Source organism: uncultured Slackia sp., assembly GCF_959608125.1.
GTDB lineage: Bacteria > Actinomycetota > Coriobacteriia > Coriobacteriales > Eggerthellaceae > Slackia.
The window spans coordinates 42,461-65,817 of sequence record NZ_CAUHPG010000010.1; the positions used below are offsets into that span (position 1 = coordinate 42,461).

Consider the following 23,357-nt stretch of genomic DNA (forward strand, 5'->3'; position numbering starts at 1 on the left):
TACCTCAAATCTGTTTCATCAATGCTGTCAGCTCTTCTGGCTTGAGCGGCGGATCAAAAAGATGTACTGCAGCATGGCAGTTCGGGCACAACGGAACGAGATCTTCAACTGGGTCGATCATCGTCGATGTTCTCAAATTGGAAACCGGGGTTTTGTGATGCACCTCGATAAACCCATCTGCAAACGCCCCATATGTTGCACCAAAATCAAATCCACAAACTGCGCAGGTGCTTCCATGGGCAGCTATGCACATCAATCGGTTCTTTGAACTTCTTTCATATTGAGTCGTTAAAACTTGCTTCGCCAACCCCTCGGCTTCACCCTGAGGCTCATCTGCTGGATCTTGATCGACGATAGCCCCCGAGAGCATCAGGAGAAAGCCATATGCGCATTGGACCAAATTGAAGAGGGCATCCTCCTCTTGCCCGCCTCTAATTTCACAGCTGACTTTCATGCTGAAATCAGCCGGGGTCTCCATGCTTCTTAGGGCTTCAATTGCCTGATTCAGTTCATAGACCTGCATACCGCACATGCGCAAATCTATCTTTAGGCTATCCCGATATATCCATAGATATCGAAAGGCCTTTTCCAGCGCATCGTCGTCCATCGATTTCCAGACTTCGACGAGTTTCGTGCCAAACATGCCAAAGGATGGCATCGCAACCATTTTGCGTTCGAACGGCCGCTTGATAACCAGGCCCACCCCTCTCCCTTTCACAAAAACTGGAGAAGTTACTTCGTAATATGGGCCAGCGTCGTATTTGGCGGCACAGTTAATCTCGGTGCCGAAAAACATGCTTGCTTTTTGTGCTAGGCCAGTCGCAATATCCACTACTTCTCATCCTCGAAATCTTCCGTTGCAACATCCGGCAATGCATCGGCGTACTTCCTTAGAATGCGCGATGCCTCGTAACGTGCCTCCTCAAGGTTTTCCTTGGCCTCTGGCTGCCATGCGGTGGTCTCAGCTTGCGCAAATGCTAGGAAGACAGAGTCCATTCCCTGCACCGCACTCGAGTTCTCTTTATTGATTCCGTAGAACCGCTGGTAGAACGGGTGGTTCGAGTTGAGCAGAACGCCGTGCTGGTCACCGATAAACGCGGGCATCCACAGCAGCCCATCCTCAAGAGATTCTTCGACCTTAACGGGGTGCTCCCCCTCATTCTCGATTATTTCGTAGGGCACCGCAGTGGTTCCGAACCTATTGCTAATCGTCGGGTTTCCAGAGTTGTCAGTGCCAAGGGAGCTCTTCACTCTGGTGCCCTGCTGTGACTTCGCCAGCTGCGCGTTCGCGTCCTCGTGCAGGCCCTTCGATGTCTTCGAGATGACCTTTCTCTCGTTACCGCGATATCTCCTATTGCCTTCGTTCTTGATCGGGCCCGCAAATTCGAAAATAGCCTCGCGGAGCTCATCATTAAGCAGGATCCTGGATTTCTTAATGTCGACTTGGAAAACGTCGTCAAGCTCTTCGTCGAAGGAAAGCTCGAAGCGACACAGCTTGTTGTGGAAATCGACACCAGGCAAGTTGAACCAGTCACCCCAGTGAATGAGCCTGTTTTCTCGATAAATATAGAATCCGCCCAGTGATTCTTCCGAGTAGGCCTTTAAGTCATCGTTGCCATAGCTTGGCATCACGCGGCTTTTCTCAGCATCTGTGGCAAGCTCTTGCTTGGCGGGGACGATGTAGGCCGTCACCTTCACATTGCTGCTTACCACAGCCCCGTCGCTATCTTCGGCTGTAATCGAATAGTATTTCGTACCGTAGTCGGGACCAAGTTCCTTGCAGAATGGGTCCCAAGGCTCCACCAGCTCACCGTTTAGCGTTATCTCGACATTCCTCGCGCGATTGTCGTTTTTATCGAGAAACCTCTGATAGACCATCGCCAGATGCTGCCTCAGCACAACGAGACTGCGCTCGAAGGCTCGTTGAAATGCTGCGGAATTTGGGTTGGAGTAGCGAGCCGACAAAAGCCTGTCGCATTTCTCCCAAACGACAAGTGTTCCAGATGCCTCTTCGGCACAGGCGAAGAATTCTTCGTCATCGTCCACCGTCGTGTCTTCGAAGCGAAGAACCCAGTTGCCCTCTGTCGCAATATAGTCCAAATCCCATACAGCGCAGAGCGGTTGAGCGTTTGCTTCATTTCTGGAAATGACCTTCAGCCTCCTGCAGCATGACGTTGACGCAGTTTTAAGGCCGAGTCCAAATTTTCCGAGGCTGTGCTTTCCCTCTCGCGCGGGCGCACCGTATTTCATTGCGGAAATGAGTCCGTCTCTATCCATGCCAATACCGTCGTCGGCTACGGAAAACCGAATTCCTTGGTCGGCAGTTCTGGACGCAGTTATCCTTACGTGCTCGGCGTCGGCGGCAATCGAGTTATCGACGATGTCGGCAACAGCCGTATTGAAATCGTAACCGGTGTCCCTCAGTCCCTCGAGCAACCTGGATGGCTCTGGAATCACAATTTCAGTATCAAAACTTTGCATCGCCACACCTACTCCTTGTTTCTCGCTAACGATACCGGGCTTAAACTCAGCGCCATTGCTACTTCATTGGCATCCGATTCTGCTTTATTGCCTATCACTACCTCAGCCGCCAGGGCTCGCTTCCTTTCAACTTTCTCCCACATGTACTCCTCAATTGTTGACGCGTAGAACGGATAATGGACTACTACGGTCTTCTCCTGCCCTCTTCGATGGGCTCTTGCATCGGCCTGGTCAATCATTGCAGGGTTCCACTGCATGGAGAAATGAAAGACGTGGTTCGCCGCGGTGATGTTCAGCCCCGCACCGCCAACGGTGGGGTTGCAAATCAACATGGATGCGCCTTCGGAGCGAGAAAAGTCATCAACCACTTGCTGCCGCATGTCCATCGGCGTCGATCCATTCAGGATAAAGACGGGGAAGTGGCTGGCGTACTTAGTTTCCAGCGTATCAATCGTTGCCCGCCGTTCCGCGAACACAATTATCTTTTCCCCGAAATCTGCCACCTCATCTACAACGGAATCCAGATAGTCGTATTTGAGGTTCGATAGGTGTCTCTCCGAAGACAACGGAGCCGCAAGGTCTGACAAAAGGTTGCCAATAGCTCCGAATGTTGTCCCTTGCTGCGTGTACTGTAGCTTTCGTCTTTCATACTCTTCTGCCTCGCTCGGCTCAAGAGCAATCGGCATAGGTATCGTTATCAGGGGCGGCAAATCATTTGGTATGTCGCTAAGCCTCCTCCTGAGTAGCGTCGGTGCGATAACCCTGCCTAGTTCAGAGGCGGATTCCTCATCATCGCCATATTTCGTTGTGAACGCGTCCACAGTTCCAAGGAATCCTGGCATGCAAAAATCGTACAGCGACCAGATGTCGGTCATGTGGTTCTCAAATGGCGTTCCGGTGACTGCGATCGATGCTTCGCGAGATATCCGTTTAATTGCACGAGTTCTCTGCGAGTTGGGATTCTTAATAAATTGCGCTTCGTCGAGAACAACTAAATCCCAGTCCACAAGCGAAAGCACTCCGACGTCCATCCGCGCAACGTCGTAAGTCGTAATCATCACCGATGCCGTGTACGTTCGATAATTGCGCGATCTATTGCCGCCCCGATGAACCATATACTCGAGTCCTCGAGTGAATTTATCAATTTCTCTACCCCAGTTCTCAACGAGAGCCGAGGGACAAATAATGAGCGTCTGAGCTTCGGGGTTGTCTTCTATTAGGTCGCAAATCGTCTTGATGACCTGGATCGTCTTGCCAAGGCCCATGCCGTCCCCCAGGACCACGCCGACCCCGCTATCGCGCATCATGGTCAACCAATCGCTGCCCTGCGCTTGATAGTCAAAAAGCGTCGCAGCGAACTTAGCCGGTTGCTTTCTTCGCAGCGGAGCATGTGTCGCAGACCACCGCCTCGCTTCAAACTCGCATTCGCAAATGAACCAGCTGTGGCCATACAGATCACGGATGCACGTCATATACTGCTTGGCGCTCAACGCGACGCCGATTGTTGCTCCTACGCCTTCGACTGCATTAAGGATTTCCTCAAGAGTGGCTTTATCCAGTGGCGACCAGATGTTATTGGACGTAACGTGATCAGATTTGTGCTCGTTGCCCAGCGTTGTTAGCTTTCCGAGAGGCGACTTTGCCTCCAGCACAAGCATTCCAAACGGGCCCTCATCAGTGTTGACGAGCCTCAACTGGGGTGTCTGGTATTTCGAAGAGCAGCGAACGTTAAGTCCGGTTAAATCGGGCAGATTATCGTCGGCGTCACCCTGAAAATGGCTCCATATCGATGAGGCGGGCACTCGTACGACGCCGCCCTCATCATCCTCGCAAACCAACTCATTGTCGACAACAACCCAATGCACAGCTTTATCAAACCTCTATCCATAAACATATTTTTTTCATTCTAGCATTGCCAATATGCCTCCAAGAAGGCTACCGCAACTAGCTGCCGTTATCTTTTTCCAACATCGCCAATATCGACATTGCCAACCTTTGACGCTCGCGCCAAGTCAACAAGCAATCGAAAACGCCCTAGTGCGCCGGAGAGCAATCAGTCTCCTCCGCCTCAAGCGCACCACCTGCGTCCTCTCGCTCAATAGCAAAGATCCACTCCCAGCACACCCGTATCGCCAGCACAATCGAGCACCTGTGCACCTCGTACACCCGTCCGTAACCGTCCGTGTCCCGGCAATCGCAAAACTCGCCCTGCGCCCGCATCCAACCATCCCACTCCAGAATATACGGCCCCATCTCGTCGACCGCGAGCCTGCACCTCAGCCCCCGCAAATACGCCTGACCCTCTCCAACACCCAATACCGCCGTTCCGTGCCCCGCGCAATTGAACCTCCTATGCCGTCTATGTTGCGCGTTCAACTTACGTCCGCGTCTCAAATTGCCCGCGAACGGAAGCAGCGTGCCTCACGAGAGATTTGCGTGAGATACTTATAGTGTTAGAAAGGTGGATGCCATGGGCATGAAAACAGCGCGCTTGGCCTGGGAGCTTGGTTTGAATTCTCAGGAGATGAATATCCTTCTTCGTGATGAAGGATATTTTGAGGGCGAACCAGGCGACTGGAGGCTTACGGAGAAGGGACAAGCACACGCCAATCAACAGCACTGGGATGTTTCCAGTCCCATGCACGCTGGGTACGTTACTGCCAGATGGGACGATGAGGTCCTCGAAGATATCGGCCCAGTAAGCCCAGAGCGAAAGCGGGGGATCAGAGACGAGATTGCCGCCCGCCGCGCTGAACAGCGCAGGCAGAGAGAAGAACGGCGGGCAGAGTGTGAGGGCGAAGATGAAGATAATCTTGGCAACTCCGACTACGTCATGGCAAACGATGAAGACATTGACATCGACGGCAAGGCAGTCGGAATTACCGTCGTGGTAATCGCCGGAGGCATCTTGCTGGTAAAGGGCATTAAGAAGGCGAAACCACATGTTGAAAAGTGGTGGGGAGAAACCGCTCAACCCAGGCTTTCTGCCGTCAAAGAGCGGATTGCCACCAAGTTCAAAAGACCACAAGGGAGAGAGAGTAGAGGAAGGCCCTTCAGAATCTGAGAAGAAAGAAGGGTCGGAAAGCGTGCGTATTAAAAATCTAGCTGTTGTGTGCCGATGGGTTGTTTACGCCGACGATGCGCGACATGGACGGCAAGCCCCCGCACGCGCTGTGCGGGGGCTCCCAATTACAGTGCTCGATGAAGGCCGGGGGGCGTCCGCCCTCCCGGCGTCGCTTCCGTAGGCGCGGGCGTACTGCCATTCCTGGGCGAGCGTGCGGTTCATCTGCTCGACCTTGCCGTTCTGCCAGGGGCTGAACGGCCTCGTGTAGATGTGCCGGGAGCCCTCGGACTCGAGCAGCGCGTTGAACTCGCCGCTGCGGTAGCCGGGCCCGTTGTCCGTCATCACGCTATCGACCCGCACGCCCATGCCCTCGAAGAAGCGCATGCACCGGCCCATGAACGCCGCCGTCGGGTATGCGGGCCACCTTCTTGACGTCGACGTGCACGAGCTCGCCGGGGCTCTCTCGCTCGTAGCGCACGGGAGTGACCGGGCCGCAGCGGCGCACCTCCCCGGTGGCGCGGTCGACGTCGGCGAGCCTGGGCATCCCCCGCCTCGCGACGATCCGGGCGCAGGTGCGGGCGGGCATCCCGGTCGCGGCCGCCAGCCCGAGCGGCGCGAGCAGAAGCTCCCGCCTCGCGGCGGCGACCCGCTCCTCGACGTCGGCCGGCGTGAGCCTCGCCAGCCTGCGCGGGCGGCTGCTGCGGTCGGAGAGCCCCTCGCCCAACCTGCTCCTGCGCAGCCATTTGCAGGCGGTCTGGCGGCTGATTCCCATCTGGCGCGCGGCCTCGGCGACGCCGAGGCCGGATTCTATGCGCGAGACGAGCGTCTCGCGCCCCTTCGGGGTGAGTTTTGCGTTAGGATGCTGTTCCATGGGAGGGCTCCTTCGCTATGAATCTAGACAACTCACAGCATGCGGGAACCCTCCCTATTTGTCATCGTCTTGATGGAAACAACGTCTTGGCATCAAACATCTAGATGAGGTCTACTCTTCAATAATCTCGTATTCAAGAGACCCCTCTATGAAATCACGACCCATATCTTCGAGAATCTCGGCTCCGGTCGCAAAATCAGTCACCCCATCTTCTGCGACCTGTTCGGCCTCCTGCTCGGTTTCGTAAACGTCGTCCTCAATTTCTTCTTCACCGTTGGGATACGTGTACTTGATTTTGAAGCCCATTGAAACCTTCCTTACACAGTTCGAACTATAGAGCGAATTATACTTTGTCCAAAGCAATAAAAAATCAGTCGGAAACAAAACTTATCAACAGTCTAACAGCAGGTTGCAGCGGATAAGTTCTGCGCCAGAGGCGAATGCCCCGTCCCCTCGTGAAAATTATGTCACGTAAATGACCCCTGCAGCACACTCGAACAACCCACAGTATGCGAGAACCATCCCCATTTGCAAAAACGTGAATACACCCATGTCTTAGCACTTAGCAATCAGGCGAATCGATACATTAATAGGCCATAGCAATGATGCCGAGCGAGCGGAGGGAGCATACCCCTCGCCGCCCCCCATCGGACGGGAACGCTTCGGCACCCGTCCGACCCCAGCCTATAGCTCCAAACCGACCTCGTAGCGCTCATCTATCAGGGCGCACGCCTCGCCGTGTTTGCGGCACAGTTCGATAGTGTGCGCGTTCTCTTCGAGCGGCAGCTCTTTCGTGCGCCATTCGTCGTCGAGGCGGCGTTCGACATCGCTTGCGTGGGCTTTGATGTCGTCAAAATGCTCCTCGATGTAGCGCTCGGTCATCGCCAGACAGCAAAAGGGGATTTCGCTCGCATAATCGTCCGTGAAGTCCTTCCGCCAATCGAAGGGGGCATAGCAGCCTTCCACGATAAGGTCCTGCCCGTTCTCGATAGCCGTTTTCATGATTTCGCGCACAATGGGCCACAGATACGCCTCGAGCTCCTCGTCGTCTTCAGGAGTGAGCGAGGTGTTGCCGCTGCGGATAAACCCCATCTTCAAAAGGTCGATCGAAAGGCACGCGAAGCCATGGCGTTCGACGAGTTTTTCGCCAAAACCGTTTTGCCTGTATGGGAAGTGCCCGTCACCAAGATGATCATTGCGTTTTCACCCCGTCTTTTCCATAAAAACCAACATAAAAGGCAACAAGGATCGATTCGTAGGAAAAGCACGCAACAACACGATGCGCCCGCATGGCGAATGTACCGCTCATGGCATGACGCGCGAAGAGGAAACCGAGACGGCCTCCCCTTCCTCGCCGGCAATCGAGCAACCTACGCGCGAGAGCGTCGCCCCTCTACAGCAGCAATGGCGCGGCAAGTGCGAAGCGGTCGGAAGTCATGCTCGCGGAGGGGCGATAATCCGTCTTTTTCGGCGGCCTCGACCGCGCCACGACACACATCTTTGAACGCCTCGGCATCCTCCTCGAAACAAGCGCGAGCGAACGCACCGCTGCCGCTTGCCGCAAGCACGCCGTCGGCATACAACGACCAGCACTCGGGATCGCGTTCGGTGCCGCCCACGCATTCGAGCTGGAGCACATGACGATGGTCCGCTCTCTCCAATTCGTCCTCAAGCGCCTCGACGCTATAGCGCATCTGATGGCCAAGGTTCGCTTTCGCCATAGCGGAAACAGCGCCCGATGGGACATCAAGCCAATGCAGCGGCTTGAATTCGATTGCAAGATTTCGATAATCGCGTACGTTACGCACAGAAATATTGTCCATGACGGACTCCTTTCATCGATGTTGGCAGGACCACCGCGCACATAGCCGGTTGGTGTCGGGATCTTCGAGCCAACTCTCTACCCCGACTCTGGATAAAACGGTCACGGCTCGTTGCCGTGCATAAAAAGTCTATTCTGAACTTTCCAGAAAAATCAAGAGTCTTTTATCAATTATCTTTTCTCATTCGCCATTTTCAGCGAAATTGGCATCTTCATCATTGCGTTAATGAAAGATTCGATAAGATCAGATTATTTCTGACATTATTTAATACATCGAAATTGATTTAGACAATAAGTTCAAAAAGAGCTCTTTCGCTCTTGCAAACAATCGCATGACTTCCGCACGACCTTGTCTGGAAAGCAGACAGGCTGAGCGATGTCCCAACGTAGCGCCCTTTGAAAGACAGCACGTCGAAGGCATCGGACAATGCAAAAATCCCCTATTCGAATCCCCTCTCAAGATATTCGGCCTCTTGCGCCTCGATGCGCGCACGGTCTTCGAGCAGGCTTTCGAGCACGCGGTCGAAATCGGCCAACGTGACGCAGCCGTTCAGTTCGCCGCGCGCACGTGCAGCGCCCGGGATTCCATGCAGATACCACATCACATGCTTGCGCATATACACGAGGTTGTTGCCGATGCGCTGCGAGAGAATCTCGGCATGCCGGTGGGCCATGGCGACGCGCTCTTCGACCGTCGGCAAAGCAGGCTCTTCCCCGCCCTGCAAGGCGGCCTTCACGCGCGCGAAAAGCCACGGATCGCCCTGGGCGGCTCGACCGACCATCACCGCATCGCATCCGGTGCGCTCGACGAGCGCTACGGCATCCGAGCCGCTGCGCACGTCGCCGTTGCCGATGACGGGAATGGCGACGGCCTGCTTCACGCGAGCTACGACATCCCAGTCGGCGGTGCCGCTGTAGAACTGGGCGGCCGTGCGGCCGTGCACCGCCGCCGCGGCGGCTCCCGCGTCTTCTATCCTGCGCGCGAACTCGACGGCGACGTCCTCCCCTTCGTGATAGCCCTTTCGAAACTTCACGGTCACGGGATGCTCGACCGCGGCAGACACCTGGCGCACGATATCGCACGCCGTATCGGGCGTCTTCAGCAAGGCGCTGCCGTCGCCTTTCTTCACGATCTTGCGCGCAGGACAGCCCATATTGATGTCGATGTAGGCGAGCGCATCGCCCATCTGCTCTTCGACCCAGGCTGCCTCGCGCGCCATGGTCTGAGGCTCGTGGCCGAACAGCTGCACGGCGACGCGCTTCTCGTTGGGCGCTCGGTCGAGCAGATGGCGCGTCTTCTCGTTGGCGAACGAAAGGGCCTTCGACGACACCATCTCGGTATAGGTCAGATCGACGCCGCACTCGACGCACAGCTGCCTGAAGGCGAGGTCGTTCACACCCGCCATGGGCGCAAGCAGCACGGGAACGTCGACACGCCCGCCGCCCGTCGACGCGTTCGACGCGAACTTACGGAGCCAGCTCATAGATCCTCCCATACAGCTCGTTGCCCAGAAGCCAGCCGCCGAACGTCGGCACGAAACGTCCGTCCTTGCGCTCGACCAAATTGTCGCGCACCAAGCCCCTGAACGTCTCCTGCACTGTCGGAAGCAGCAGCGCCGCCTCGAACACCTCTTCCTCGGCGACGCCGCGACACATGCGCATCTTCATCATGAGGTCTTCGGCGGCCATCTGACGGCGATCGAGGTCGTCGACCACTTCGCCGTCCTGCACGCGCATGCGGCGCGCGTCGTTTTGCGTCATCGTGACGGCCGACAAGCCGAGGCCGAGATACGGCACGCCCGTCCAGTAGGCTATGTTGTGCTTGCACTCGTAGCCTTCCTTGGCATAGCTTGCCACCTCGTAACGATGGAAGCCTGCGGGCGCCAGCACGTTGGGCGCCATGGACATCATGAGGGCCTCCTGCTCCTCGTCCACATCGTCGATCTGCCCCTTGTCGACCATCTTCTGAAACGGCGTGTGCTCTTCGATGGTGAGCGGGTAGACGCTGACATGCGTCACGCCCAGCTCGACCGCCTTGTTCAAGCTGTCGAGGAACATCTCGGGCGTCTGGCCCGGAATGCCGCACATCAGATCGACGGACACGTTCTCGAAACGCTCCTGAGCCATGCGGACGGCCTCTTCGGCGCGCGCGCCGTCATGGACGCGATCGAGCGTCCGAAGCAGGCCGTCGTCGAAGCTCTGCACGCCGATGGAAAGGCGGTTCACGCCGAGCGCGTAGATGTCGCGGATCAGCTCGGGCGTGATGCTTTCGGGGTTGGCCTCCATGGAGCATTCCACCTCGGGCGTCAGGTCCATGGACACGCCCAGCGTGTAGAACAGGTTGGAAAGGTGCTTCGAGCCGATGTACGAAGGCGTGCCGCCGCCAAGGTACACCGTTTCGACCGCCGAAAGCTCGCCCTCTTTCGCCTTGCGGCGGATGTCCAGGATGAGCCGCTCGATATACTCGCCGATTTCGGGACTGTCGCGCTCGACCGCCCGCGTGGCGAAATCGCAATAAGCGCAACGATGCTTGCAAAACGGAAGATGGATATAAAGCGCTTTATAAGGGTCGTGTGGCATTGCCGTCCTCCCTCGAATCGAATCTTGCAGGAAATCGAAAAAGCGGAATGAGCCACCGCGAGCCCGGGCCTTCGCCCTCGAACGCCCAGGAACCCGCAACGGCTCTAAAGATACAGGCGAGAGCCCTGCCTCGCTTTGAATTTGCGCGCGAACACGAATTTCGCGATCTTGTACTTCATCCCCTTGATGGCCCTGCCCTTCAGGCGGCACGCATGAACGCAGCGCATGCACGAGATGCAGCGCGCCGCGTCGGTCGACGAAGGGACCTCTTCGGGAATCGCCCCCGTCGGACAGACGCGGGCGCAGATGCCGCACGACGTGCAGCCGCCGACCATCTCGGGAACGAACGGGACGCCGCCGAACTCCTTATACGGCCTGGAGCCGGGCAGTTCTGGGTTCGACAGGACCTCTGCGCCCTCGGCCGCAGCGAGTTTGTCGCGCACGCGCACGCAAAATTCGTCGATATCGGAGAAATCGCGCTCGTCAGGACGGCCGATCGCCACGTCGGTCATCAGGCTGTGATGCGCGACGAACGCCCCCGCAGCCGCGACGACGAATCCCGCGCGCTCGGCAGCGTCGGCAAGCTCGAGCAGCGTATCGTCGATATCGCGGTTTCCAAACGTCGCGACGAGGACGGCAAGCGCCCCGTTGCCGTTGCAGGCCTCGATTTTCTCCACGACGGGCGCGGGGACGCGTCCGCCGTACGACGGCACGCCGACGACCGCGATATCGCCAGGGCCGAATTCGAAATCGACCCGAGCGGCATACGGCGTTATGTCGAACGACGCTTGGCAGCCGCCCAGGCCGTCGCACACGCGCGCAACCACGTTCTTCGTCGCGCCCGCGCCCGTGAAAAAGACCGAGACGACGTTTTTCATCTGCATACAACGCCTCCAAACAACGACGGTTCCGCTTCGCGAAACCGTCGACGGATTCTTATATCGTTTTCGCCGCACGCCCTCGAATCGAAGAACGAACGGCCGCATACTCCGCTATCCGACTACTCGTCGACCTTCAGAATGGCCATGAACGCCTCCTGGGGAACCTCTACGTTGCCGATGGCCTTCATGCGCTTCTTGCCGGCCTTCTGCTTCTCGAGCAACTTGCGCTTACGCGAGATGTCGCCGCCGTAGCACTTGGCAAGCACGTCCTTGCGCTTCGCGCGGACCGTCTGGCGTGCCAGCACGCGGCCGCCGACGGCGGCCTGGATGGGCACCTCGAACATCTGCTGCGGGATGATCTCTTTGAGCTTCTCGCACAGCACGCGGCCGCGGTCGTAGGCCTTATCCTTGTGAACGATGAAGGACAAGGCGTCGATCGGCTTGCCGGAAAGCAGGATGTCGAGCTTCTGAAGAGCGCCCGGCTTATAGCCCAGGTACTCGTAATCGAGGCTCGCATAACCCTTCGTGCGGCTCTTGAGCTGGTCGAAGTAATCGAGAATCAGCTCGGAAGAAGGAATCTCCCATATCATCTCGACCGTGGTCGCGGACAAGTAGTTCATGGTCTTGAACGTACCGCGATGCGCTACCGTGAGATCCATCACGGCGCCCACGTAGTCGGGCGGGATCATGATGGTGGCCTTGAGATAAGGCTCTTCGACGTGGTCGATTTCGGACGGGTCGGGCATATCCTGCGGCGAATGCAGGCTCACCATATCCTTGTTGGTCTTGTAGACATGGTATTCGACGCTCGGCGCCGTCGCGATCAGGTCGAGGCCGAACTCGCGCTCGAGACGCTCTTTGATGACCTCCATATGCAGCAAGCCCAAAAAGCCCACGCGGAAGCCGAAGCCCAGCGCATGGCTGTTCTCGGGCTCCCAGATAAGCGCCGGGTCGTTAAGGGAAAGCTTCTCGAGTGCCTCTTTGAGCGCCTCGTACTGGTCTCCGTCGATCGGGAACAGGCCCGTATACACCATGGGTTTCGCCTCGCGATAGCCGGGCAACGGCTCGGTAACGCCGCCCGTCTTCGCCGTGATCGTATCGCCCACGCGAACCAGGGAGACGTCCTTGAGGCCCGTGACAAGGTAGCCGACTTCGCCGACCGAGAGCTCGGGCAGGGCGATTTCGGCAGGACGGCGGGCACCGACCTCTTCGACCTGCAGCTCGGTTCCCGCATTAACCAGACGAACCGTATCGCCCTTCTTAATCGAGCCGTCGACAACGCGCACAAGCGCCACCACGCCGCGATACGCATCGAAATACGAATCGAAAATCAACGCACGCAACGGGGCGTCGGGATTTCCTTCGGGCGCGGGAATCATGTGCACTACGGCCTCGAGCAAATCGGGGATGCCCTCGCCCGTCTTGCCGCTCGCCAGAATAGCGTCGTCGGCGGGAATGGCAAGGCCGTCTTCGATTTCGACCTTGACACGCTCGGGCTCGGCGGCCGGAAGGTCGATTTTGTTGATGAGAGGGATGATTTCGAGGTCGGCGTTCATCGCCATCATGGCATTCGCCACGGTCTGGGCCTCGACGCCCTGCGTCGCATCGACGACCAGCACGGCGCCCTCGCATGCCGCGAGGCTTCGGCTCACCTCGTAGGTGAAGTCGACGTGGCCCGGCGTGTCGATCAGGTTGAACTGATAGACCTGGCCGTCATCGGCCGTGTAATCCACGCGGACGGCCTGGCTCTTGATCGTGATGCCGCGCTCGCGTTCGATATCCATGCTGTCGAGCAGCTGCTCGGTCATATCGCGCGAAGAGACCGTGCCGGTCAGCTCGAGAACACGGTCGGAAAGCGTCGATTTGCCGTGGTCGATATGGGCGATGATGCTGAAATTCCTGATAAAGCGGGGATCGGTTGCCATGATGTCCTGTTCGTTCCTCGATGCCGCGCTCGCGCGCGTTCCGTTATCCGATACATAGCCTCGAAGGCGTTTTTCTCGCCGTGTATTGTATCGCTCGACGTCCTCGAGCGCGACGGTTCGGCGGCCGAACGGCTACGCCTGCGCCAAATAGCTCTCGATGACCTTCTTAAGATCGTCGATACCGGTGCCGTTTTCGGACGAACACGGCACGACTTCGATCTCGGGGCCGAAAGCAAGCTGTTTGCGCAGCGCCGCGACCTGGCGAAGCATCTGGGTCTTGCTCAGCTTGTCCGCCTTGGTGAGCACTACCATGAAAGGAAGCTCTGCCTCTTTGAGGAAGTCGATCATCTGCACGTCGAGCTTCGTTGCGGGATGGCGGATATCGACCAGCGAGACCACGAGCCTGAAATCGCGGTCCTGATCGAAATAGCCGTTGATCATCTCGGCCCAACGCACCTTCTCGGACTTCGACACCTGCGCATAGCCGTACCCTGGCAGGTCGACGAAATGAGCGCCTTCGGCATCGAAGAAATTGATCGTGGAGGTCTTGCCCGGCTTCGAAGACACCTTCGCGAGCTTCTTGCGGTTGAAAAGCTTGTTAAGCAGAGAAGACTTGCCGACGTTCGAACGTCCGACGAATGCGATTTCGGGACGCGTCGACGCAGGAAGCTGGGAAGACGTTCCGTAGGCGGCAGCGAATTTGACGTTGTGGTAGTTCATCGTGTCTCCTATCTTGTCGGCCTTATCCTAGCCGATTGCATGCACGACGCCCCGAAAAACAGGAAAACGCGCATGAGAGGAACCGGCCCGGCATCCGTGCGGTTTCGAAGCGATGCGAGCCTATATAAAGAGAGGCCCCGACGAATCGGAGCCTCTTTCCCCTTGAATGTGCGGTAAAACCGCGAGTTGCTTTATTCAGCAGCCTCTTCAGCAGCGGCCTCAGCAGCCTCGGCGGCGGCAGCCTCTGCCTCAGCCTTAGCCTTGGCCTCGTGAGCGGCAGCCTCTGCCTTCAGGGTAGCCTCGCGACGGACGGCCTTCTCCTTGGCAGCAGCCTCGTAAGCGGCCTTCTTGGCGGCCTTCTTGGCGGCCTTCTTGCCGCCGTCCTTGGCGACGGGCATCTTCTTCTCGCGCTTGGGGGCAGCCGCGATATCCTCGGCGGTCACCACGGTGTTGGCAAGAGCCATGACGCCGCTCTTGCGATTGGCAGCCTGGTTCTTGTGGATGACACCCTTGGAAGCAGCCTTGTCGAGCAGACGGCAGGCCTCCTGAGCGGCGACGTAAGCCTTCACGCCGTCTTTAGCCTCGACGGCCTCGCGCACGCGGCGGACGGCGGTCTTGAGCTCGGACTTGACAGCGCGATTGCGCTGGCGAGCCTTCTCGGCGGTCAGGATACGCTTTTTCTGACTTTTGATGTTTGCCACAGTTTTTCCTCCAGTTTTCATTGGGGTGATGGAAGCAAAGCGCCTCATCGGACCCTTTGCCTTCGCGGCATCGGTGCCGCATGCTTAAGCGCAGGTACGCCCTTTGTCGAATACGACGGCCCAGGCGCGACGGGCATGTGGACAAGGCCCGCATCACGCAAAAGCGACATTGGATTATACGGAGCCATCAGGCGATCGTCAAGAGAAAAATGCGTTCTTTCATATCCCATATCGAATGCTCGGGACGGCGTCAGGAACGCAGCACCCCCAGCATCCATTCGAGAAACGCCTCATCCGCATCGGAACCGCTTTTCATTGCCCGCTCGCAATCGCGCGCCGAAGACAACGAAGCTCTCAGCTCGGACGCCTTCCATCGGCGCGCCCACGTGCCATGATTCTTCACGCGCCATTCGGGGACCTTCAGATGCGCGGCGAGAGGCTTCGCGCCGCTTTGTCCGCGCGCGGCGAGCGCATGGGCGCATATCAACTCTCGAACGCGCGTCGTGCACATGCCGATCAACGCATAGGGGGAGGTCGACTCCATCTTCGGCAGCAGGCTCACGCATTTCGCGATGTCGCGGGCGGCGAAGGCGTCCGTGAATTCCCACGGCTTCACCTCGGCCGTGCGCGCCACCATGGCGTCGACCTCGGCGGGGCCGAGCGGCCTGCCCGCCGGCCCATGCGCCACGGCGAGCTTTCTCAGCTCGGCGTCGATGCGGACGGTGTTCTCGCCCACCAGGTCGACCAGGCGCTGCGCGGCGGCATCGTCCATCGTGATACCATGCGTCACGGCCATGCCGCGCACGTTGCGCGCGAGTTCGTATTTCTTGACGGGCGCGCAATCGATCACCGCGCGCGGACCCACGGAAGCGACCGCTTTATAGAGCCTGGTATTCTTCGCAAGTTTGCGAGCGACGAGACACAAGACCGTGGTCGGCGACGGCGACGCGAGATACGCCGTGACGGCTTCGGCGTCCGCCTTTTTGAGCGCGTCGGCCGAAGAAACGACGACGAGACGCACGTCGCTTGCGAACGGCATGGTGTTGCACGCCGAGACGATATCGCCGCCCGACGCGGTTTCTCCGTCGAACGAATCGCAGTTGAAATCGATGTCGCCGAGCTTGGCGATACGGGCGCGCAGACGTTTGAGCACGGTTTCGCGCTTGAGTTCGTCTTCTCCGTTGATGAGGTATGCACTGAGCAGTGCGTCTTTTTCAGCCATGGGCCCAGTGTAGCGCATCGTGGCGGCGAGAGCCCGACCGTCATCCTTTCTGTACGAATACCTCTATCGCGTCGCCTTCGAAGCAGCATGCAACGTCCCCTTGCTCGTCCGTTCTGAAAACGTCCATGCCGCCGCGGGCGAATTCCTCGAGCGCCTCGGACGACGGATGGCCGTAGCGATTGTTCTCGCCGACGCTCACGAGTGCGATCTTCGACCCGATCCTGCGCGCAAAGCCTTCGTCGACGCCCGCCTTGCTGCCGTGATGTCCCGCTTTCAGCACGTCGACGTGCTCGATGCCCGCACGGTCGAGCATCTCGCGTATCTGGCGCGCCTCGGCGTCGCCGGTCAGAAGGACGCTCGCCTCGGGCTCGCCGTCGCCCTGCATGTCGTAGCCGACGAGCAGACACAAGCTGTCGGCGTTTCCGCCCTCTTCCTCGAACTCGTACGGCCATACCGCCGTACACGAGAACTTCCCGACCCGGACCGTATCGCCCGCACGCAAAGCCCTCGCATGCCCGGGGCCCGCGACATCGCACGCCGTGCCCACGAGCGCGCGGCAATCGTCGCACCCGCACGAAAAGGCGCCGTCGGCGAGCAGCACGTCGCCCGCGAGGTAGGGCGCAAGCGTTTCGAGGCATCCGCAATGATCGTCGTCGTGATGGGTCACGAGCACGCCGCCTATCGAAGACACGCCGTTGCGGGCAAAGGCCGCCAGAAGCCTCTGCTCCTGGTTTCCCGTATCGATCAGGAGCGATTTCCCTTCGCTTCGCACAAGGAGCGCATCTCCCTGCCCCACGTCGAGCATGACCACCTCGTCTTTCGCCGATAACGGGGCGAAAGCGAGCCATGCGCATAGAGCGACGGGCGCGGCGCAAAGCGCGATGCGCAGCGTCCGCGCGCGCGGCATGGGCCACGACGCCCAGAGCGCCGCCATGGCGCATGCGGCGATCGCTCCCGCGGATACGATATCGCCCGTCGCGGGAAGCGACGAATACGGCAGGTCGGACGCGAAGGCGGCGCCTGCGCAGAGAAGCTCGGCGGGAAACGACAGCGCGCCCAAGACGACGCCTTGCGCCCAAGGAAGCGCAGCGCACAGAGGCAACGCCGCCAAACCTCCTGCCAGCAAAAACGAGAACACAGGTGCTGCCGCCAGGTTCGCAAGCGGCGCGATGAGCGTGATGCGCGAGAACACGGCCACGGCGGCGGGCGCGATCGGAAGGCTCGCGGCCGCCGTCAAGGCGAACGCCTCGCATGCCGGCGCGCATCGTCCCGCGCATGCGCGATCGAGCCACGATGCGAACAGGGGCGTGAACACGATCACGCCGAACGTCGAGGCAGCGGACAGGAAAAACGAAAGCGATAGCGCATTGTACGGATTCAGCGCTATAAGCACGCACACGCACACCGACAACGCCGCAAGCGCCGACGAGCGCCTGCGCGCCCAAAACGACGACACCACAATGCACGACATCGCCGCCGCGCGAATGACGGGAGCCGACAGCCCCGTGAACACGGCATAGGCCGCATAGAAGGCGCACATCAGCAGCGTGCACGAACGCTTGGAAACCCCGAGGCGCTTCATGACGCCGCCGGCAAGCGCCGCGACCACCGCAAGATGCGACCCGGACACCGCAACCATGTGGGCGAGCCCGACCGCCTTCATGTCGTCATACATTCCTTCGCGGTCCAAATCGACCCGGTCGCCCGTCACGAGCGCTCGCACGAGCGCGGCGCCGCGAGTCTGCATGCCGTCGAAAAGCCCCGACGCCCAACGACGCAGCTCGACCAAAGGGCCGAGCGCGTCGCACGGCATCCGGACGGGCTCTCCTTCGACATGCGCGTCGGCCGCAAGGCCTTGCTGGGCGAAACGCATCCTATTCGCCTCGGAAAACGCGTCGAAGGTCGCATACGCCTCGAAGCGCTCGCGCGCCATATAGCGCGTCTCTCCTCGATACAGCACCCTGACGTCGTAGCTTGCCTCGCCGCACGTCGCGCGAGCGGGGGCGCTGTAGCCGAACTCCCCCTCGCGCGCATCCTCAATAAGCTCGAAGGTCCACACGCCCGACGCAAGTCCTTCGGGAAGCGGAAGTTCGGGATCGTACGAGACGAAGAACAGGGCCGCTGCAGCGGCCCATACCGCAAGGGCGCAGAAAAACGCGAGCGGCGCGGACGGCCGCCGAGCGGGTGCGCTCGTGGCGCTGCGACGCTCGTATGCGCCTTCGTCGAGCAGCCTCATCACACACAGATGCTTTCCCGCAGCTTCGCGAACTTCTTCTCGCCTATGCCGCTGACGCGCATGATGTCTTCAACCGAAGAGAACGGCCCGTTGGCCTCGCGTTCGTCGACGATCGCCTGGGCGGTGGCGGGCCCGACCCCGGCGAGGGCGTCGAGCTCATCGACGCCTGCGGTATTGATGTTGACGAGGGCGGGCGTCGCCGCCGCGGACGTCTCGACGTCGACGGCGGAAACCGACCCGACCGCGGCCTCTTCATTCGTCGGAACGGCGACCTGCTCGCCATCGGCGACTTTGCGCGCGAGATTGACCGCGCCCGCCGCCGCATCGTCGCGCAGGCCTCCTGCAGCCGCGACCGCATCGCATACGCGCGCTCCTTCCGCAAGTTCGTACACTCCAGGAGAAGCGACCGCGCCCGACACGTATACGGCGAGCGCAGGCGCACGATCCGCTTCCGTGGCAGGCTTAACGCCGTCCTCGCCCTCCCCTTCGTCCTGAAAGCCCTCGGGGGCGCCGGCATCGCTCGCCAGAGCCGTCTCGTCGCTTTTCGCAACGGTCAAGGCAGGCTGCGGCGAACAAGTCGAAAAACCCACGAAGACGCCGATCAAGGCAAGCGCGAGAAGCACGCCCGCGCCGATGAGCGCAGGCTTACCCGCAGCGATCGTGACGCTGGAAAGAATCCGTCGCGAAACAGGCTCGGGAAAAGACATGGGCATCCTCCTCATTCGGGAACGATGCGATGATGCCGGACGCATCCGGCGCCTTTTCGCCTGATGTCTTTCAAAAAGCGGTCCGCGGACACGCCGTATTCCGGCTGAAAGCGGATACGATACAAAAAGCCTCCCGCCCCGCCCTTAATCAAGAGCCGAAGCGAGAGGCTTCGCGTTAAACGATATGACGTCGGCCCTACCAGCCCTTGCCCTCGGGCACGATATCGTCGGCAACATCGCCGCGAGCGACTTCGCCGATGACGCGGTCGAGCACGTCGAGGGCGAAATCGAGCTGTTCGCGCGTGATGACCAGCGGCGGCTGGAATCTCAAGATGGCACCTGCGATGGTGATCATGACGACGCCTTCGTCATAGGCGCGATACACGATCTTCAACGCATCCTTCGGGCACTTCGTACGCGTTCCAGGCTCGACGATATCGATGCCGAGATTCAACCCCTTGCCGTGCACGCATCCGACGATGTCGTATTTCTCGGCCATCTCGTTGAAACGCCGCTCGGCATAAGCGCCCAAATCTCGAGAACGTTCGATCAAACCTTCGTCCTCGATAACGCCGATCGTGGCAAGCGAGGCCGCGCAGCACACGGGATTGCCGCTCGTCGTGAACAGGTGGGCCGGAAAATCGAGGGAGTCCATGATCTCGGCCTTGCCGATAATTGCAGAAAGCGGCATTCCGGAAGCGATAGACTTGCCTACGCTCATCAGGTCGGGTTCGACGCCGAAATGCTCGATGGACCACCATGCGCCGGTGCGTCCCATGCCTTGGTTCACCTCGTCGACCGCGAACAGGATGCCGTGTTCCTTGCAGAAAGCGTGCAGCTGCTCGACGTACGCCTTCGGGGGCGCGATGATGCCGAGGTCGCCTGCGATGGGCTCCATGATCACGCATGCGATTTCATCGGCAGGAAGATAGGTCTCCGTGGCCTCGATGAGCGGCCTCATGAAATAAGCCGCCTGCTCTTCTTCGCTGAGATGGTCGACGCCGGCATGGTAAGCATCCGGATACGGAATATGATATACGCCCGGAACCAGAGGACCCATTTTGCGGCGCATATTCAAGCTGATCGCAGAAAGCGTCATAGAGCCATAGGTCGAACCGTGATAAGCGCCCTGGAAGCTGACCATGTACGGGCGGCCCGTATAGGCGCGCGCGTATTTCATGATCGCATCGTTGGCATCGGACCCGGAATTGCCGAACACCACTTTCTTGGGCGTATCGCCAGGAGCGATTTCGCACAGTTTTTCGACGAGCTCCATCTCGGGAGTGTGATACACGTAAGCGGGGGTGTAATGGATCAAACGCTGCGCCTGGTCGGTGATGGCCTTCACGACGCGCGGATGGCAGTGGCCTACATTGGTGGCCGACGCACTCGCAAGAAGATCGACATAGGAATTACCGTCGACGTCGTAAAGCATCGCGCCTTCGCCGTGGTCGATGACCAAATCGTAATAGGGAATACGCGCAGCCGGCGCCATATACGCGCTCTCTTCGCGCACCATCTGCTGAGAAAGTTTCTTTTCCGTGTCGGCCACGCCGACCACCTCGCTTTCGCATCATTTCTATCGTCATGCAGCATAAGAACACGCATGCCGCACACACTCCGAGGAGCCTTCTTCGTGAAGGCTCCTCGGCACTATGCTCAAACTCTACCGCCGCTACTCGCCCTTTTTGGGAGAAAAGTGCCAACGGATGTACTGAACCAGAATAACGACCATGAAGGCGATTCCGAAATATCCGACGAAGGGATAGACGACGTTCACCAGGGTCGAGAACGGCAGCTGGCCTCCGATCAGCATAACGATGGCCAACGCCACGATGATGCCTTTGTACTTGACGGGATCACTCTCTTCGGAGGAGAACTGGTTTGCAACGGAGATGATCATGGGAACGATCGTGTTGTAAATCATGATCAGCAGCACGATAGCGAACACGATGCCGACGAAAGGAGAGATCATGGTAGCGAACTGCAACGCAGGAACTTCCTGGACGCTCACATCGCTATAGGTGGCCAGCATCGCCAGGTTCAAGAAGAAAGCACACAGTCCGAGCAAGACGCCGCCGAACAAACCGCCCAGAATGGCTTCCTTCTGGCTCGCCGCTTCGGTACCCATTTTGGAAATGAAAGGAACGCCCGCCAGGATGTTGTACGCCACATACATTACCGCGCCGACGATCCACCAGCTGCTCGAATCTCCCACGCCGCGAACGACAGAATCACCCGCTGCAGCGATCGCGGCATCGGCATTCGCCAGATTCTCCCAATTCGTGAACAAGGCGACGAGCGCGATGACGATCAGAAATACGATGGCCACAGGCCCGATGGATCCGAGAACCTTGACGATACGGTTCATGCCCAAAAGGGCGCTGGCCAAGGCGATCGCGGCCATAATCACGCTGCCTGCGAACTGCGGCAGTCCGAAATACTGATTGAACGTCGCGCCGGCGCCGGAAATCATGATGATGCCGACCAGGAAGCAGAACAGGATGGTGAACCATTCGAGGAATGTACCGATGTATTTACCGCAGAAGAACCTGAATGATGAAAAATCGGCCGACTTCACATGCTTGTAACCGTAGTTCATGAAAACCGCGCCCAAAACGGCGAACAAAACAGTCGTCACAAGGCTGCCTATAATGCCCAAGGTGCCGTACGAGGTGAAGAACTGCATCACTTCCTGGCCTGATGCGAAGCCGGAACCGATAAGAGTGCCGACAAGCGTTCCTGCGAATTGGAATACCTTTGCCGGTCGGACACGAGAAGCATTCTGCTCTGACATGCCGGTCCCCCTTTCCCGTCGCACCATGCCACGACGATCGCTTTCTGCAAAACGCCTTGTGACGTCCCGCGCAGCCCTGTCGCTGCATCTCGTACTTTAACGCAATAAAGTGCGAATGTGTAGAAGAGCTTCTAATCAGGTAACACGAAGGAAACACAGCATGATCAAGCGTAGTCGGATAGACAGCGCCAACGCATCATCGACCGATTTCCGCCATCCGTCCATCGAAGAAAAGGACGCCGTACAATGACAGCGTCCTTTTCTTCGATACGAAACCGTTCGGTCGAAATGCGAGGGGGAACGGATATTCGAATATATTGAAAGACTCGATCGACGGATTCCTGCCGAATCGAATGCCTAGATACGCGACGAGAGCTCGCCGACGTATCCCGCGCGAGACGCGGCCTGAGCGGGCTTGGTGCTCTTATACGATGACGGGCATCGGTACTCGTGCAGCTCTACATGGTCCATGATTTCGTCGATCCATTCCTTCCATGGAAGGTTTTCCTCCGCAGCCTCCACATCGGCGATTTTCGCATGCGTTTCGGGGCTGCGCGGCATGAACAACGTGCAGCAGTCAGGGGCCTGAACGCTCGATATCTCAAACGTTCCGAGCTTCTGGGCGTCGGCGATGATCTCGAGCTTGTCGCTGCCGATCAACGGGCGGAAGATCTGCATGTCGACCGACGCGTTGGTCGCAGCAAGGTTATCAAGGGTCTGCGAAGCAACCTGGCCGAGGCTCTCACCCGTCACAAGCGCCTTTGCTCCTTCCTTGCGAGCGATACGCTCGGCAATGCGCATCATGAGCCTGCGGTAGATGATGATACGCAACGCGGGCGGCACCATACCCGCGATATCGCGCTGGTAGCCCCCGAAAGGCACTACGTAAACGCGCGCGATGCCGCCGAAACGCTCGAGCACGTGCGCAATGTCATCGACCAGGTATTCCGACGTAGATGCTGTCTGGGGGCGACCCGAAAAATGAACGCCGATGCACGTTGCGCCGCGACGTGCCATGCGCCACATGGCAACAGGCGAATCGATGCCCGAAGAAAGCAGACATACTACTTTGCCGGCAGTTCCCACAGGAAGACCGCCGACGCCCGGAATGCTTTGGGCGTAAACATAGGCATGCCCCTGAACAACCTCGACGTGCACCTCGACGTCGGGGCGCTTCATGCGCACCTGCTTATCGGGATAGCGCTCGCACAAGTATGCGCCGACAAGCTGGTTCATCTCCATGGAGTCGATTGCGAAGTCGGTATGGCTGCGCCGGGCGACTACCTTCCAAGTAGAAAACGCTCCCGCTTCGCTCAAGGCCTTGTCTGCAGCGGCATACATGGAATCGAG

Annotated in this window: 21 protein-coding genes; 1 reads left to right on the plus strand and 20 read right to left on the minus strand. The window is 58.8% G+C overall.

Features of this window, described 5'->3' with window-relative positions; translation table 11 throughout:
- Positions 1-4: 4 nt before the first annotated feature.
- The 3 genes from Q6E04_RS04665 to Q6E04_RS04675 are packed head-to-tail and all read right to left on the minus strand — an operon-like array spanning position 5 to position 4,346.
- Positions 5-832, minus strand: coding sequence for an HNH endonuclease (locus Q6E04_RS04665; RefSeq protein ID WP_303249641.1), 828 nt, complete (start codon positions 830-832; stop codon positions 5-7).
- Positions 832-2,481, minus strand: coding sequence for an ATP-binding protein (locus tag Q6E04_RS04670; protein ID WP_303249661.1), 1,650 nt, complete (start codon positions 2,479-2,481; stop codon positions 832-834). Before Q6E04_RS04670 ends, Q6E04_RS04665 begins: the two co-directional genes overlap by 1 nt.
- Before the next feature lie 8 nt (positions 2,482-2,489).
- Positions 2,490-4,346: a DEAD/DEAH box helicase gene (locus Q6E04_RS04675; protein WP_303249642.1), complete on the minus strand. Its 1,857-nt coding sequence runs from the start codon at positions 4,344-4,346 to the stop codon at positions 2,490-2,492.
- A gap of 605 nt (positions 4,347-4,951) precedes the next feature.
- On the opposite strand from Q6E04_RS04675, the gene Q6E04_RS04680 reads away from it, so the two are divergent.
- Positions 4,952-5,545: a hypothetical protein gene (locus tag Q6E04_RS04680; RefSeq protein WP_303249643.1), complete on the plus strand. Its 594-nt coding sequence runs from the start codon at positions 4,952-4,954 to the stop codon at positions 5,543-5,545.
- A 63-nt stretch (positions 5,546-5,608) separates the two neighbouring features.
- Here the strand turns inward: Q6E04_RS04680 and Q6E04_RS04685 are convergent, their stop codons facing one another.
- The 17 genes from Q6E04_RS04685 to thiI form a co-directional block, all read right to left on the minus strand.
- Positions 5,609-5,887: an integrase core domain-containing protein gene (locus tag Q6E04_RS04685; RefSeq protein WP_303249644.1), complete on the minus strand. Its 279-nt coding sequence runs from the start codon at positions 5,885-5,887 to the stop codon at positions 5,609-5,611.
- Positions 5,888-5,891: 4 nt separating this feature from the next.
- Positions 5,892-6,416, minus strand: a complete 525-nt coding sequence (locus Q6E04_RS04690) for a helix-turn-helix domain-containing protein (RefSeq protein WP_303249645.1) — start codon at positions 6,414-6,416, stop codon at positions 5,892-5,894.
- A gap of 111 nt (positions 6,417-6,527) precedes the next feature.
- A complete protein-coding gene (locus Q6E04_RS04695) occupies positions 6,528-6,722 on the minus strand; it encodes a hypothetical protein (protein WP_303249646.1) in 195 nt (64 codons plus the stop codon).
- A 378-nt stretch (positions 6,723-7,100) separates the two neighbouring features.
- Entirely contained in the window at positions 7,101-7,508 is a 408-nt protein-coding gene (locus Q6E04_RS04700; RefSeq protein ID WP_303249647.1) for a hypothetical protein, read from the minus strand.
- Positions 7,509-7,786: 278 nt separating this feature from the next.
- A complete protein-coding gene (locus Q6E04_RS04705) occupies positions 7,787-8,239 on the minus strand; it encodes a hypothetical protein (protein ID WP_303249648.1) in 453 nt (150 codons plus the stop codon).
- A 439-nt stretch (positions 8,240-8,678) separates the two neighbouring features.
- Complete coding sequence (gene dusB, locus Q6E04_RS04710; RefSeq protein ID WP_303249649.1) at positions 8,679-9,722, minus strand: tRNA dihydrouridine synthase DusB; 1,044 nt, start codon at positions 9,720-9,722, stop codon at positions 8,679-8,681.
- A complete protein-coding gene (hemW, locus tag Q6E04_RS04715) occupies positions 9,706-10,818 on the minus strand; it encodes a radical SAM family heme chaperone HemW (protein ID WP_303249650.1) in 1,113 nt (370 codons plus the stop codon). Before hemW ends, dusB begins: the two co-directional genes overlap by 17 nt.
- A 104-nt stretch (positions 10,819-10,922) precedes the next feature.
- The gene (locus Q6E04_RS04720) at positions 10,923-11,702 is read right to left on the minus strand and encodes a 4Fe-4S binding protein (protein WP_303249651.1); all 780 of its coding nucleotides are present in this window, start codon (positions 11,700-11,702) and stop codon (positions 10,923-10,925) included.
- 116 nt (positions 11,703-11,818) lie between these two features.
- On the minus strand, positions 11,819-13,624 hold the full coding sequence (lepA, locus tag Q6E04_RS04725; RefSeq protein WP_303249652.1) for a translation elongation factor 4: 1,806 nt from the start codon (positions 13,622-13,624) through the stop codon (positions 11,819-11,821).
- Positions 13,625-13,756: 132 nt separating this feature from the next.
- On the minus strand, positions 13,757-14,344 hold the full coding sequence (gene yihA / locus Q6E04_RS04730; protein ID WP_303249653.1) for a ribosome biogenesis GTP-binding protein YihA/YsxC: 588 nt from the start codon (positions 14,342-14,344) through the stop codon (positions 13,757-13,759).
- Positions 14,345-14,535: 191 nt separating this feature from the next.
- Positions 14,536-15,045, minus strand: coding sequence for a 30S ribosomal protein S20 (gene rpsT / locus Q6E04_RS04735; RefSeq protein WP_303249654.1), 510 nt, complete (start codon positions 15,043-15,045; stop codon positions 14,536-14,538).
- Positions 15,046-15,295: 250 nt separating this feature from the next.
- On the minus strand, positions 15,296-16,267 hold the full coding sequence (holA, locus tag Q6E04_RS04740) for a DNA polymerase III subunit delta (RefSeq protein ID WP_303249655.1): 972 nt from the start codon (positions 16,265-16,267) through the stop codon (positions 15,296-15,298).
- 40 nt (positions 16,268-16,307) lie between these two features.
- Positions 16,308-18,503 (minus strand): DNA internalization-related competence protein ComEC/Rec2, encoded by a 2,196-nt coding sequence (locus Q6E04_RS04745; protein WP_303249656.1) that lies wholly within the window; start codon positions 18,501-18,503, stop codon positions 16,308-16,310.
- Entirely contained in the window at positions 18,503-19,210 is a 708-nt protein-coding gene (locus Q6E04_RS04750; protein WP_303249657.1) for a helix-hairpin-helix domain-containing protein, read from the minus strand. The genes Q6E04_RS04745 and Q6E04_RS04750 overlap by 1 nt, the downstream gene beginning before the upstream one ends.
- A gap of 196 nt (positions 19,211-19,406) precedes the next feature.
- Positions 19,407-20,762: an aspartate aminotransferase family protein gene (locus Q6E04_RS04755; protein WP_303249658.1), complete on the minus strand. Its 1,356-nt coding sequence runs from the start codon at positions 20,760-20,762 to the stop codon at positions 19,407-19,409.
- A 123-nt stretch (positions 20,763-20,885) separates the two neighbouring features.
- Complete coding sequence (locus Q6E04_RS04760) at positions 20,886-22,007, minus strand: hypothetical protein (protein WP_303249659.1); 1,122 nt, start codon at positions 22,005-22,007, stop codon at positions 20,886-20,888.
- 357 nt (positions 22,008-22,364) lie between these two features.
- Positions 22,365-23,357: tRNA uracil 4-sulfurtransferase ThiI (thiI, locus tag Q6E04_RS04765; RefSeq protein WP_303249660.1), on the minus strand; the 993-nt coding region annotated here is incomplete at its 5' end.